Genomic DNA, 13,374 nt, shown 5'->3' with positions numbered 1-13,374 from the left:
GACTTGTGATCGCCTCGGCGCCATGTGGCCACCGCACGCCGCAGGTCAACCGGATGCGGGCCGCAGGTTGTTCATGAGCAGGCCGAGGGTGAACTCGAAGCGGTCGTGTCCTGTGCCGGAGATCAGCTCGGCGGCATGGCGCCGAGTCTGCGGGAATTTCTCGGCAGGCAGTGCGGTGAAGCGGTCCAGCAACTCCTCGTGGCTGAGCACCCATTCGTGATCCTGGTGCCGGCGTCGTTGCTGGACCAGCGACTGCTCCAGTGCGTAGGCGCTGACGTAGAGGGACAGCGCGTCGCGGGCCCATCCGGCCGTCCTCGGTTCGATGCCGCCCGCGAGCAGGATGGCCAGCATTCCTTCGCCGACCCGCAGCGTTTCCAGGTTGGTCGGCACCGTGGCCAGCGCGGCGCGCGAGACTCCAGGGTATTTCAGGTACAGGTCGCGGATCTGTGTGTACACCCCGAGCAGCTGCTCGCGCCAGGCAGCCGGGTCCGGTTCGGGGAGCACGACCTCGGCGTAGAGCCTGCCGATCAGCAGATCGTCGATGTCGTCCTTGTTGACGATGTGGGCGTACAGCGACGACGGACCGGTGCCGAGCACGGCGGCGACCCGGCGGATGGTCAACGCGTCGTACCCCTCGGTGGCGACGACTTCCAGGGCGGCGTCGGTGATCCGTTCGACGGTGATCGGCTTCTTGCGTGGTGCCGACGCGGCGACCTCGGCTGCGGGTTGGGCGTGGCGAGCTGCGCGGCGTTGGCGGGGATCGGCGGACATGCCGACCACTATAGCTTGACGCGATCTAAGTTCGTTAAGTAGAACTTAGATCGTCATAACGAACTAAGTTCGTAGCGATGCCTCGGAGGTGTGTGATGCGAGTTTCCGTTGTCGGAGCCGGTCTGGGAGGTCTGGCTCTCGCACAGGGTCTGCGTGGTGCCGGGATCGAGGCCGACGTGTTCGAGCGCGACCCGGGGATCGTCGCGCGGTTCCAGGGCTACCGGCTCGTGCTGAACCTGAGCGGTTTCCAGGCGGTGCGCGACTGCCTGCCGACGCGCTGGCACCCGCTGCTGGACGAGATCGTCATGGACGCCTCCGCCGAGCAGCTGATCCTGGACCCGCAGCTGAACGAGATCGGCAAGCTCGGCGCGGGCCGGACCGGCATCGTGGTCGACCGGCAGGTGCTGCGGCACCTGTTGCTGACCGGCCTCACCGTGCACACCGATGCCGCGCTGACCGGCTACGACGTGCTGGCCGACGGCAATGTCCAAGCGCAGTTCACCCGCCGCGACCCGGCCACCGCCGACCTGCTCGTCGGCGCGGACGGCGTCACCTCCGCGGTCCGCGGGGTGTTGTCGCCGCACACCACCCCGACCGACACCGGCGTCCGGTTCGTCATCGGCCGTACCCCGCTGACCGACGAGTTCGCCACCCTGTCCAAGGCCTACGGCTCGAAGATCACCGGCGACGGCGTCAGCCTGCTGCTCGGTGCGATGCGCTTCCGTACCCCGCCGAAGCAGGCCGCCGAGCAACTGGCCGCCGAAGTCACGCTGCCCGACATCAGCGACTACGTGCGCTGGGCCATGATCCTGCCGCCGAACGGCTCGCTGGGGGACCTGACCGCGCAGAACGCCGTGCTGTCCAGGATGGAAGGTTGGCACCCGGAACTGCGCGCGCTGATCGAGCAGGCCGACCCGGACAACAGCACGCTGCTGTCCATCCGGGTGGTCAAGCCCGGTGAGCGCTGGGCGTCCGGTCCAGTCACGCTGCTCGGCGACGCGATCCACGCCACTTCCCCTACCGGCGGCAACGGCGCGAACACCGCGCTGCGCGACGCCGACCTGCTGCGCCGCTGCCTGATCGAGGCCAACGAAGGTCGCCAGAGTCTGCTCAGCGCGGTCGACGACTACGAGCGGCAGATGTTCGGGTACGGCGCCGAGGCCGTGCACAGCAGTCTCGAGAAGCTGCCCGCCTTCGCCCCCGAATCGAAACTGTCCTGAGGCCGAAATTCACCTTGCGCAATCGACCGGACTCGTCACTGGTGGCGACATCGGGCCGTAGCCAGTGGAAGACGTCCACGGCCAGGACCAGCCGGCCGTCGGCCGCCCGCGGCAGCGACACCCGGTCGGGGAGCGCCGCAGCCGGCCGAACTCGACGAGGCCCCGGTTCCGGGCTGCCGTACAGGGCGCCGCGCCGGTGCTCGAGCGCCTACGCCAACCCGACCAGCCCCTTCACCGGCCCCTCCGAGCACGGCAGCGCGTCCGTGAACTCGAACAACTCATCGCCCCGCCCGATCACAGTCGAGGACCTCGCCCCCAAACCAGCACGATTCAGCGAACGCGCCCCTGCCGATCCCGTCACACGACACACTCATTCCCAACGGCCTCAGCTCCGATCATCTACCCCTAGGCCGTTTCTGATGACCCTTGGACGCGGGGCGTCGAAGAGGGTCTGCAGCATCTGCACGCCCGTCAGGTCGAGCGCGCCGGGTGGGCGCGCCATGACTGGGTTTTCGGGTCGTAGGAGGCGATCGTGCGGAGCCTGTCGAGTTGCTCGTGCCATTGAGGATCGGCGGCTGGTGCGGTCCGGATGGTGGCCTCCAACGCCCTTGCGCCTTGGCGGGAGTTCGACGGACTGGTCATAGCAGGACGGCAGACGTCACAGCCTTGCCCGGTCAGGTGAGTTCGGAGCCGGGTCAGAACCCCGCCCGTGCACGGATGCGTACTGACAGGCATGGAACCGATCCGGTAGCTGTCAAGTCAAATGAAACGAATGTGCGGCTATGAACTGTGTTGCTGTGGTTCGCGTCGTCGGGCGGGGTCGTTGATCCACGCCTGTTGGGGAATCTTCGGCGGCACCGGCCGGCTGTTGAAGCGTTCGGGGTGCTGCTCGTAGGCGGTGATGAGGGTGGCCGCCCGTTGCTCGCGGACGAGTTCGGCGGTGCCGAAGTGGACACTGGCGGGGGTGTGGTAGCCGATCCCGGAATGCCGGTGGACGTGGTTGTAGTGCGAGATGAACGCCTCCATCCACTCCCGTGCGTGGGTGAGGGAATCGAAGCGTTCTGGGTAGTCGGGCTGGTATTTCGTGGTGCGGAACTGGCTCTCGCTGAACGGGTTGTCGTTGCTGACTCTGGGCCTGGAGTGGCTGCGGGTCACGCCGAGATCGAGGAGCATCTGGGAGACTTGCTTGCTGGTCATCGAGGTGCCGCGGTCGGCGTGCACGGTGTGCGGCACGATGCCGTTGCGGTCGATCGCCTCACGGATCAACTCCTCGGCACGGGCGGCGGATTCGGCCGCCTCGACGGTGTGGCCGACAACGTAGCGGGAGTAGATGTCCAGGATCACGTACCCGTGAAACCAGACGCCCTTCGCCGGACCCGCCAGATGCGTGATGTCCCAACTCCACACCTCGGATGGGCCGTCGGCCACGAGCTCGGGGACCGTGCGGGGCGGGTGGGTGGCCTGACGGCGGCGTTCACCGTCTTGCCCGGCCTCCTTCAGGATCCGGTACATGGTGCGCTCGGAACAGTGGTAGCGGCCCTCGTCCAGCTCACGTGCGTAGATCTGCGCGGGCGGCAGGTCCACGTATTCGGGCCGGTTCATCAACGCCAGCACGGCCTGCCGCTCGGCCGGTGTCAGGGCGTTGACCGGCGCGGGACGTGGGGCTCTGGGCCTGGCCGGGAGGGGGTTCAGCCGCCGGTGGTGGGTGGCTCGGGAACGGCCGGTCAGGCGGCACGCGGCCACGATGCCCACGTGCGGGGCCAGGCGATCGACGGCCTCGTGGAGAAGCGGCTCCAGGGCGTCCTTCAGTCCGCGCTCTTGGAGAGTGCTTCCAAGAGCGCGTGTGTTTTTCCCAGCACCTCCAGTGCGGCGTCCCGCTTCGCGACCTCCTTCTCCAGCCGCTCCACCTGCCGCCGAAGCTTGTCGTTCTCCGCCTCGGCGGGGTGCTTCTTCGGCCGTGCGGGGCTGGTGCGGTGGTCGGTCAGCCTCTCCAGCGCGCCGGCGTCCCTGGCCTGGCGCCACTCGATGATGTGGGAGTGGTACAGCCGCTCCCGGCGCAGGACCGCGCCTTTGTCCCCGGTGGGGGCCGCGTCGTATTCGGCGACGATGCGCAGCTTGTACTCGGGGGTGAAACGGCGGCGCTTCGGCTTTGGCGCGGGATCTTGCCCGGAGGGCTTGGTGCTGGTCATGCGGGAGGTGCTCCTGTCGTACCCGCCCACAATATCTGATCATTTCGGGGCGTCTCACCCGACGATGTCAGAGACGGATCCAAGAAGCGCACGTGTCCGAAGCCGGCTCCGGATTCCCGTCCACAAGGCGGAGCTGGTCTTGTTGTCCCCCTGCCCGCACCGCCTCAGCAAGACGCAGCGACGAACCGCGGTCGGGAAGTGAACTGCGCGCAGCTCATGCTTCGCCAGCCTCTGTAGGCGATGGGTTTCATCGTTCCTGGTGTACCTCGACAACGCGGGAAGAACGCCGTGCGCTGGGCAAGCAGTGGTCGGTGTCCATTCACTGAACGGACACCTGCGCCGGGATAACTGGAGCCAGCTTGTTTGGACAAGTTCCCTCCAATACCCAGTCGACATCCGGCTGATCACCGATCGGTCGGTGTTCACACAGGGTTGATGTCCGCTCGTTCACCGAGCGGGTCACAGCAGCCATCCCCACCTATCCACGTTCATGTGAGGAGCTTCCATGGCCGGCGATCCGATCAACCCGACGCCCGAGTCCGAGCTTGTCGACAGCCCCGGGACGTCGATCGGCACTACCCGCCGTCGGTTTCTCCAGGGAACGGGGGCCGCCGCTGGAGCGCTGGCGCTCGGCGCGACTGCCGCGGCGGGCGAGGCGCATGCCGCTGCGAAGCCAAGGTACGTCTTGCCTAAGGGCTTCAAGGGCAACATGTCCGACCTGAGGCATGTCGTGATCCTGATGCAGGAGAACCGGTCCCTCGACCACTACTTCGGCACGTTCCCCGGCATACGCGGCTTCAACGACAAGCAGGCGCTGCGGTTCCAGGACGGCACCACCGTCTTCCAGCAGAAGGACGGCAACGGCAACGTCGTCACGCCGCAGGTCGACGACGGCACCTGGGGCAACGACCACGGAGCGTGGGGTGACGTCGACCATCGCAAGTGGGATCTGTGGGTGCAGCACAACGGCGCCAGCTGCATGAACCACCACAGCGACGCCTACATGGGCTTTTACCACTCGGTCGCCGCCCAGTACACCATCGCCGACCAGAACTTCTGCTCCGAGTTCGGCCCGACCGACCCCAACCGAAAGTACCTGTGGAGCGGTACCGCCAACAGTGAGACCGGCAACATCGATGAATCCAACTACTCCCGCCCCTGGATCACGGTGGCCGAGCAGCTCCAGCAGGTCGGCATCGACTGGCGGCTCTACTCCGACAACAGCGGCAACGGGCGACAGGGTTACATCAGCACCTGGGTCGGCGACTACGGCGACAACGAGCTGAAGTACTTCAAGGGGTTCGACCCGGAGGGGCTGAGCGCCGACGACCCGAAACTTCAGCCCGGCACCGGGCTGATCTGGCGTGGCAACGCCACGTACTACTCCGGCATGACCTCGCCGAACGACGACTCCGACGACAACCTCGACGCGGTCCTCAAGAGCCTCCACGACGCCTGCCAGCCGGGTGCGGAGCACCCGCTGCCGGCGGTCTCCTGGATCGTGGCGCCGTACGGCTGGTCCGAGCACCCGGGCGCGGACAGCCAGCACGGCGAGCGCTATACCAAGAGGGTACTCGACATACTGCAGAGCAACGCCGATATCTGGAACCACACCCTCTTCATCCTCAACTACGACGAGAACGACGGAAAGTTCGACCACGTGCTGCCGCCGTGGCCTGAGCCGGACACGGCGCGCGAGTACGTCGGCGACTACCCGCTCGGCTTCGGTCCGCGAGTGCCGATGCTGCTGGTCTCACCGTGGACCCGCGGCGGGCACGTGGCCTCGGAAGTCTTCGACCACACCTCGACGATCAAGTTCCTTGAGACCTGGGCAGCCCACCTCGGCAAGCCGTTCCGCTGCCCCAACATCAGCGACTGGCGGCGCTCGATCGCGGGCGACCTGACCAGCGCGATCGACTTCGCCCACCCGCAACCGGGGCCGGCCACCTTCCCGGACCCGCTCGCCGAGCAGTCGCTGTCCATCGCCGCCGACCACATGAAGCCGCGCCCGCTGAGCTTCCATCCGCACGCGGTGATCTCGCAGGACCGGGCATCGGGGACGGTCACCGCCAAGATGACCCTGACCGGCGGCCCGAAGGGCAAGGCATTGAGTTTCCAGGTCTTCCCCGACAAGTACCAGGCTTTCTCCAACACACCGTTCACCGTCACAGCGAGCAAACCACGCGAGTACACCTGGGACGCCAAGGCCACCGACGGCAAGTACGCGTTCTCGATCTACTCCAACGACGGTTTCGTGCGCTCCTTCGCCGGCCAGGTCGCTCCCGCCGGAAAGATCGACGGTGGTCTCCCGCGCGTGGAGGCCGACCTGCTGAGGGGCGAAGGCACCAAACACGAGGCTCAAGTGAAGCTCACGTTGCACAACGACGGCACCGAGTCCGTGCGCTACACACTCACCGCCAACGACTATCTCCACCGTACCCAGAGCGTCACGGTGGCTCACGGCGAGACGAAGCTCGTCATGTGGCCGACCCGGGAGGGCTACTACGACGTGGTCGTCACCGTCAACACCGACGAAACCTGGACGCAGCGCTACGCCGGCCGCGTCGCCACCGCCGGAAAGGACTGATCCGCCACGAGATCCGTGGCGGCGTCGGCCGTCCTGGCCGCCGTCGCCACGGTGCTCGCGGGCCTGTCCAGTCAAAGGTGCAACTCGCGGGATGTGAGTGAGCGGCGACCGGCGGAGAGTCGGCCGTCGAAGGCGATGCCGAAGGCCCGGAGTGCGGGCTTCCATCGCGTGGTCCAGCGTTTGCGTCCCTGGCCGGTGGGGTCCTGGCTCATGACGGTCATGGAGACGCACTGCAGCGCCGCGGCCTCGTTCGGGAAGTGGCCGCGGGCTCGGACGGCCGTGCAGATCCGCGCGACCCGTTGACACTCTCGGTCGCGTTGGTCGTGCAGACGATCCGCCGTATCTCGGCGTCGAATGAGAGAGGGCCGTAGGTGGCGGCGGACGGTGTTGCCGTCACCGCGGTAGCCCGGTTGCTGGATCTCCCGGGTCAGCGCGGCGGCCTTGGTGCAACCCTCCATCCGGCCGTACGACTACCCCGCCAGGAGTACGGTTCGCCGCTGCCCCTCCCGCACTCATCGTGCCCACTTTCCCAAACGCTGCATTGAGGCGGTCGTCCCGGAGAGAAACGGCCGGCCGGCAACCGCAGGAAGAAAGCCAGCCGAAGCAGCAGATCCGTCGCTCACGACGCCTGTCTCTACCGTGACCGCAACACGGTCGAGCGCACCGTCACCAGGATGAAGGACTGGCGCGGCGCTGAAGGGAGTCCTGGGCGGGTCCGGGGCCGCTGACGCATCCAGGGCACTCGCATCACATGATCCGGTGAACAGCCGACATGCGGCTGTCGAAGGTTGCCCCCTTCCCTGCAGTGTTCCTCGAGCGCACCGCGCGCACTCGATCGCGCCGAGGCCGGCAGTTCCACGCGCCCTCCGGAAGGCGGCGCCCAGGCGACCGCGGACCGCCCAGTACTCCAGCCCTGCGTCCGGCCGGCAGTGTGGTTGGATGCACCGCACCCCCCCTCACCTGCGGCGACGAATCTTCGAGCGGCACACCATCGCGAGGCATGGCTGGCGGCCAACCCGCACGTGATGGCCACCAAGGGAATCGTTCTCCCGGAGGTGCTGCCCGAAGCGCTTGGTGGGCTGCTCGTCGGACGCGAAAATTATGAAACCGGCGCGCCATTGTCCGATTTGCGGCACTTCGCATTAGCTTCTTGTGAGCGAAAGAGGTCGGTCTACCAGAGATCGCATCCATTCACCTTCACGGAGACGACATGCACAAGCTTCGCAAGGCTGCCGTCCTGGTCGCTGCCCTCGGCAGCGTCGGACTCGTGACCGCCGGCACCGCCCACGCCGGCGGACGGGAAGGCGGTGGCAGAGGCGGTGACAGCTTCAACATCCGGCAGAGCTCGAACTGCAGGTCGCATGACCTGAACCTCGACGTCCTCGGCGAGGTCGGAGTCCTCAACGGCCTGCTGGGCAGCGCCCTCAACGGCGAGGGCAACCCGGGCGCACAAGCCAGCCGCATCGGCTCGACCATGGGCTGCAGCAACAGCGCCTTCTAAGGCTGACGCGCCTCTCACGCGGAGCGAGAGGCGCGTCGGGTTTCGCATCCGGGTGCCGCACGCTCGGGATGTTAGACGCACGAGCGCCCCGTCCTGCAACCGTGTAGGGCGGGGCGCAAGGTGGTGCGCTGGTTCGTGGGCCAACGAGTATGCTTCCGGGACGGTTTCTGGCCCTCGCTCAGCGCCACGCACCGCAACAGCCCACTTCGGGCACCGTCCTCGGCCCCGCCCGTCGCCGACGAGCTGATCAGGCGCGGGCAGTTGCCACAGCAGGACATCCTCACTGAGGCCGAGTTCGAGCAGCAGAAGGCACGCCTCGGGGCGGCCGGTAGATCCAGAACCAGAAGAGTGCCCCCGATCTCTACGAGGGAGACCGCGGGCGCAGGCGGAGGCACGAATCCGCCAGTTCGGAGTGGATTCGCCGGTGAGTCGTCGGCTGATGAGGTCGATCATCGCCACGTGGTCCATGGCTTCGGAGCGGTGGGAGTGGGTCTCGCAGTCGCGGGCGAGACGGCGGTGGTGCCATCAGCCAGCCGAAGGTCCGCTCCACAACCCAACGTCGGGGGATCACCTTGAACCCCTTGACGCCGGGGTCGCGTTGGACGACTTTGACGTCGAGTCCGAGGTCGGCGGACGTCTTGACGCTCTGCGCGCCAGCACGCAGGCGCCCGGCTCGGCGCTGCGCCCTTCGGCTTCACACACCAGGCGCCGTAACAGGCCGAAGAGCTGGTCGAAGACGTCTTCCCTCTGCCAGGCGGCGAAGTATTCGTAGACCGTCTCCCACGGTGCGAAGTCGTGCGGCAGGTAGCGCCAGGGGATCCCGCTGCGGTCGACGTAGAGGATGGCGTCCATGATGCGCCGCAGGTCATGCTCGGGCGGGCGGCCGATGACCAGCCCCTTGCCTTTGCGCTCGGCCCGCCAGGCGGTGGCCAGCGTCGAGGCCCGGTACTTAGGCGAGGTCTTCGACCGCGCTTCCCCCGGAATCGCCGCCCCGGTGGCAGAACTCCAACGGCAGCGACCTGTGGGCGGCCCAGGACGAGACCCGCGCTCAGATCATGGGCGGCGAGCGCGACCAGACCCAGGGCTGTCAGGGCACGGTGATGACAATCTTGCCGCGCGCGTGGCCGGTGGCGCTGACGTCGTGAGCCCTGGCGGCCTCCTTCAACGGGAACACGGCGTGCAGCGGGACGGTGAGGCGTCCGCGGTCGGCGAGGTCGGCCGCCAATGGCAGTCCTGCCCAGCCCGGCGACTCTTCTGCCTGGGAGCGGGAGAACCGCACTCCGTGCCGGCCGGCGTCGAAGTCCGCGATGGTCACCACGCGGTGCGGGTCGCCGGCGATGGCCACCAGTTCACCGAGAGAGCCTTTACCGGCCGCGTCCAGAACCACGTCGATCCCGTGCGGAGCCAGTGGGGCGAGGCGATCGGCCAGCCCCGCCCCGTAGGTGACCGGAACGACGCCGAGTTGGTCGAGGAAGCCGTGGTTGGCTTCGCTCGCGGTGCCGATCACGGTGAGGCCGCGGGCCTGGGCGAGTTGCGCAGTGATGGTGCCGACGCCTCCAGCGGCTCCATCGATCAGCAAGGTCATGCCCTCGGCGGCCTCCAGGGCCTCCAGTACACGCGTGGCTGTGTCGATGTTGCCCGCGGCGCCGCCCGCTTCCTCGAATGACCATGCCCGAGGCTTGGGTGCCCATGCCTCAAGGACGGCGTACTGGGCCACAGCGCCTCCCTGGTCCACGAAGGGGACGAGGCCGAAGACCTCGTCTCCCGCGGCGGTGCCGGTGACGCCCTCCCCCACCTCGTCGACCACTCCGGCGGCATCCATGCCGGGGATGTGGGGGAAGTCCAGAGTGGCAATGTCCCGCAACATCCCTGAACGCAGGTACCAGTCAGCGGGGGTGACACCGGTGGCACGCACCGCGATGCGGACCTGACCGGGCCCGGCGTGCGGCTCTTCGACCTCCTCCATGCAGAGGACTTCGGAACCGCCGTAGCGGTGGTACTGCACAGCAAACACGGACAACCTCCGTACGTAGTAAGTCGTTCAGCAGGCCCGCTTGCAGTCGCTTACCTCTGCGGGACTGTCAGATCCCGCCTGGTCGCGGTCGGTGAAGAAGTTGATCACGTCCTGGGGCGTGGGGTTGTGGGCGACTTCGACGGCAGCCGCGGCGCCGCGGGGAAACAGCGCTAGTTCGTATGAGGTGAGAGCGGTCTCGATGTCGTCGGGGTGTGCGGCCAGGGCCTTTCCTAGTTCGGCACCGTCCTGCATGGCCAGGTTGGCGCCTTCACCGTTGGGGGGCGAAAGATGGGCGGCGTCGCCGATCAAAGTCACTCCCGGCACCCGGTCCCAGCGATGCCCGACCGGCAGGGCGTAAAGGGGGCGCAGGACCGGCGCGGTCTGGCCGGCGGTGATCAGGGCGGTGAGTTCCGGTGCCCAGCCGTCATACTCCCCCGCGATCCGCCGGGTGGCTGCAGCGGCATCGGTGAAATCGATGGTGGCGAACCAGTCCTGCGGCCTGGCCAGTGTGATGTAGGTGCGGAGGACCCCGCTCTTCTCCCGGTGAGCCACGAGCCACTTCCCGTTCCCGGCCGGGTCGAGCGCGACGAGTGTCCCGCCGCCGACCGCTTTCGCGGTGGCCGGGTGACTGGTGTCGGCGTCGTGCAGGTGCGTCTCGACGAAGGACCGGCCAACGTATTCGGGTGTGGCGTCGGAGAGCAGCGGTCGGACTCGTGACCATGCGCCGTCCGCGCCGACCAGAAGGTTCGTGACGACGGCGGCGCCGCCTGCGAAGGTCACCTCGTGGCGGCCCGCGGTGAGGGCGCGGACGCCAGTGGCCTTGTGGCCCCATCGGACGGTGCCGTCGGGGAGTGCGTCCAGCAGGATCTGTCGCAGCTCACCACGCTGCACCTCGGGGCTTTCGCCCGTGCCGTCGTCGGCCTTGTCGAACAGGACGGATCCGTTGCGGTCCAGGAGCCGTATCGCTTGGCGGCCCTCCAGAACGAGGCCGCGGAACTCGTCCATCAGTCCGGCTGTCCTGAGGGCGAGTTGGCCGTTGTGGTCGTGGATGTCGAGCATCCCGCCCTGCGAACGCGCCGTCGGGGAGGACTCCGCCTCGTAGACCGTGACCGGGATGCCGTGGAGGTGCAGGACGCGGGCCAGGACAAGGCCGCCGAGTCCGGCGCCGATGATCGTGACAGGAGTGTGCATGGGGCTCTCCTTGCGTGTCGCACACCTGCCGGGTGGGACCCGGCAGGATCGCTGGAAGGAAGGCAACTCGCCGGGGCCTGCGACCGGGCAGGCAACGGCTCAGACGACGATGACCCGGCGCCCGCGCGTGTGACCGGCCCGGCTGTCGATGTGTGCCGCCGGGGCCTGGGCGAGCGAGTACGACTTCTCGACCGGGATGTGGAGCTTTCCTCGCGTGATGAGGCGGACGGCCTCGGCGAGGGCTTGCGGAACGTTCCCGGTCGCGCCGGAGTACCGGGCACCGAGCTGCGGCGCACCGGGGTCGGCGATGGAGATCACCCTCCGCGGGTCCCCGGTCAGCTCGACGAGCTCGTGGATCACGCCCGAGCCGGCCAGATCGAGGGCCGCGTCGACCTGTCCGAGCCGCCGTACCCGCTCGACCCAGCCCTCGCCGTACGTCGTGGCGAGGGCACCCAGGCCACGCAAATACTCCTGACTCGCGGCTCCGGCCGTGCCGATCACCGTGATGCCGCGGTCGCGGGCGATCTGCAGCACCGCCGATCCGACGCCCCCGGACGCGCCGCTGACCAGCAGCGTCTGCCCGGACCGCACATCGACCTGACCGATGATGCGCAGCGCGGTCTCCACGACGGAGGGGTACCCGGCCGCCTCTTCGAAAGTCAGGCTCTCGGGCATACGGGCCCAGGCCGCGAGGACGGCGAACTCGGCATACGTACTTGAGCCTCGCCCGAACACGCGGTCACCGACCTCGACCCCTTCGACGTGCTTGCCGACCTGGTCCACCACCCCGGCGGCATCCTGCCCGACTCCGGCAGGCAACTCGACCGGGCGGACCTTCTGGAACTGGCCTTCACGGATCCGCCAGTCGACCGGGTTCACACCCGCCGCCCGTACGGCGACGCGTATCTGGCCGGGGCCCGCGTGGGGTTCCTCGGCGTCTTCGAGGCGGAGAACGTCGGGACCGCCGAACTCGGCGAAGCTCACTCTCTTCATGCGGTCGACCGTAACACTAACGGTTACGGTTTTGGAACTGCTATTCCTTTGGATTTGGTAGTGTCAGCGGTATGACCGTGCCGACGACCGGACGCCGTGAACGCAAGAAGGCCGCGACCCGCCAGAAGATCGCCGACACCGCCCTGCGGCTCTTCCTGGAGCGCGGGTACGACGCGGTGGGCATCCGTGACGTGGCCGCCGAGGCCGACGTGGCCGTCACCACGCTCTTCTCCCACTTCGCCTCGAAAGAGGCCCTGGTGTTCGAGCAGGACGAGAACTTCGAGCGGCGCCTCACGCAGGCCGTCACCGGCCGGGGGCCGCACGAGCCACTCGTCCTCGCGCTGCGCCGCGAGATCCAGGCCATGGTCCAGCACTGCACGGGGGACGACGCCGCCCCGATCTACCGCATGATCGACGCGTCACGTGCCCTGCGGGAGTACGAGGAGTCGATGCGGCTGCGCCATGCGGAGTCGCTGGCCACGGCTCTCGTCGCCGATCCCGACCTGTCGCAGAGCGAAACGGCCTGCCGGACGATCGCGAGGTTCGTGATCGACGCCTATGCGCTGGTCCGCGAGGCAGCCGACCCGGACGCCGCGCTGGACGAGATCTTTCGGATGATCGAGGCGGCCTGGGAAGCCACCTCACCTTCCAGGTGAGGCTGCCCGCGAGCAGTGGATCCAGAGCCGGACGGGACCTCAGCACGAACTCTGGTTCCGCACGAGCCAACTCGTCTCGGACTGACATCCGATCCGATCAGGGCGAACCGTCGAGGATAACGACACTAGGTTGAGGCTCCGACGTCCGACACGACGTGATACTGCGGAAGAACCTGCGCGTGACGATGCCGATCCGGGCCAGGGCATGGGCCGTCGATCCGGGCGGGAAGTCCTCGACTGCCGGCCGGTCGA

The 13,374-nt window shown here is 67.9% G+C and carries 9 protein-coding genes and 2 pseudogenes; 4 read left to right on the top strand and 7 right to left on the bottom strand.

Annotated elements, in window-relative coordinates:
* Positions 1-45: 45 nt before the first annotated feature.
* A complete protein-coding gene (locus GQF42_RS43575; RefSeq protein WP_199273000.1) occupies positions 46-771 on the bottom strand; it encodes a TetR/AcrR family transcriptional regulator in 726 nt (241 codons plus the stop codon).
* A 95-nt stretch (positions 772-866) separates the two neighbouring features.
* Here GQF42_RS43575 and GQF42_RS43570 point away from each other — a divergent pair, with 95 nt between their 5' ends.
* Entirely contained in the window at positions 867-1,991 is a 1,125-nt protein-coding gene (locus GQF42_RS43570) for an FAD-dependent oxidoreductase (RefSeq protein WP_158929290.1), read from the top strand.
* A 780-nt stretch (positions 1,992-2,771) separates the two neighbouring features.
* Here GQF42_RS43570 and GQF42_RS43565 read toward each other — a convergent pair.
* Positions 2,772-4,180, bottom strand: a protein-coding gene (locus GQF42_RS43565) for an IS3 family transposase (RefSeq protein WP_407699472.1) whose coding sequence is annotated in 2 segments (ribosomal slippage) — positions 2,772-3,814 and positions 3,814-4,180 — 1,410 coding nt in all. Because the reading frame shifts where the segments join, the coding sequence is not laid out codon by codon here.
* A 505-nt stretch (positions 4,181-4,685) separates the two neighbouring features.
* On the opposite strand from GQF42_RS43565, the gene GQF42_RS43560 reads away from it, so the two are divergent.
* Positions 4,686-6,767 (top strand): alkaline phosphatase family protein, encoded by a 2,082-nt coding sequence (locus GQF42_RS43560; RefSeq protein WP_158929288.1) that lies wholly within the window; start codon positions 4,686-4,688, stop codon positions 6,765-6,767.
* Positions 6,768-6,838: 71 nt separating this feature from the next.
* Here the strand turns inward: GQF42_RS43560 and GQF42_RS46695 are convergent.
* Positions 6,839-7,128: pseudogene (locus GQF42_RS46695) on the bottom strand (transposase); the annotation flags it as partial.
* An 849-nt stretch (positions 7,129-7,977) separates the two neighbouring features.
* On the opposite strand from GQF42_RS46695, the gene GQF42_RS43550 reads away from it, so the two are divergent.
* Complete coding sequence (locus tag GQF42_RS43550) at positions 7,978-8,268, top strand: hypothetical protein (protein ID WP_158929286.1); 291 nt, start codon at positions 7,978-7,980, stop codon at positions 8,266-8,268.
* Between the two features lie 399 nt (positions 8,269-8,667).
* On the opposite strand, the pseudogene GQF42_RS43545 reads toward GQF42_RS43550, so the two are convergent.
* The 4 genes and pseudogenes from GQF42_RS43545 to GQF42_RS43530 form a co-directional block, all read right to left on the bottom strand.
* Positions 8,668-9,195, bottom strand: a pseudogene (locus GQF42_RS43545) (transposase); the annotation flags it as partial.
* 160 nt (positions 9,196-9,355) lie between these two features.
* The gene (locus GQF42_RS43540) at positions 9,356-10,282 is read right to left on the bottom strand and encodes an NADP-dependent oxidoreductase (protein ID WP_199272999.1); all 927 of its coding nucleotides are present in this window, start codon (positions 10,280-10,282) and stop codon (positions 9,356-9,358) included.
* Between the two features lie 27 nt (positions 10,283-10,309).
* Positions 10,310-11,473 carry an FAD-dependent oxidoreductase gene (locus tag GQF42_RS43535; RefSeq protein ID WP_158929284.1) on the bottom strand — a complete coding sequence of 388 codons (1,164 nt, stop codon included), beginning with the start codon at positions 11,471-11,473 and terminating at the stop codon, positions 10,310-10,312.
* Between the two features lie 99 nt (positions 11,474-11,572).
* Entirely contained in the window at positions 11,573-12,466 is an 894-nt protein-coding gene (locus GQF42_RS43530) for an NADP-dependent oxidoreductase (RefSeq protein WP_158929282.1), read from the bottom strand.
* Between the two features lie 71 nt (positions 12,467-12,537).
* Here GQF42_RS43530 and GQF42_RS43525 point away from each other — a divergent pair, with 71 nt between their 5' ends.
* Positions 12,538-13,122, top strand: a complete 585-nt coding sequence (locus GQF42_RS43525) for a TetR/AcrR family transcriptional regulator (protein ID WP_158929280.1) — start codon at positions 12,538-12,540, stop codon at positions 13,120-13,122.
* Positions 13,123-13,374 lie beyond the last annotated feature (252 nt).

It is taken from the genome of Streptomyces broussonetiae (assembly GCF_009796285.1).
GTDB lineage: Bacteria > Actinomycetota > Actinomycetes > Streptomycetales > Streptomycetaceae > Streptomyces > Streptomyces broussonetiae.
This window is presented reverse-complemented; position numbering and strand designations above follow the sequence as displayed.